The 433-nt window shown below is 65.6% G+C and carries 1 protein-coding gene; it reads right to left on the bottom strand.

All coding sequences use genetic code 11. The annotated features are described in order from the left end of the window. Positions 1–221: 221 nt before the first annotated feature. Positions 222–433, bottom strand: a 212-nt coding sequence (locus AACY52_RS31675; RefSeq protein WP_339561607.1) for a hypothetical protein, incomplete at its 5' end; no start/stop codon positions are given.

Below are 433 nucleotides of genomic sequence, written 5' to 3'. Positions count from 1 at the left end.
TCCGCGCCCCAATCGAAACGCACCGACGACGGATCCACCATCCCAGTGACCGCCAAGGATGCCGCGTCGTGGCACGCTGCCGACTGGATAACGGCGAGCAGCGAGCAGCCGAGCTCGACGCGTGTCGCGGTCGACAGGCCTGTTCGTCATGAAGTGGGTAGCTAAGCGAAGGGCTAGCATGGGTCACCTCCTATCGAGCCTGATGCAAGTGTTCATGCCTTTCACAGCATAAGGCCCAGCGGATCGCTGGAACGGCGGGCGGCGTCGAAGCCGCGGTGCCAAGCGCTGGCACGGCGGCTGCCGGCACGGTAGCAGCAGACCAGATTGCCCATGACCTGGGCGCGCCAGCCCGCCTTCTCAGCCTCCCATTCCGCGTCGGGCGGACCCGACGCGAGCAGGGCCAGAACATTGTATGTCACGGCCCGTTGTTGAG

This window comes from Pseudomonas sp. EA_65y_Pfl1_P113 (assembly GCF_963970525.1).
Lineage (GTDB): Bacteria > Pseudomonadota > Gammaproteobacteria > Pseudomonadales > Pseudomonadaceae > Aquipseudomonas > Aquipseudomonas tritici.
Note: the sequence above shows the minus strand (reverse complement) of the source record. Positions and strands in the feature narration are given on the sequence as shown.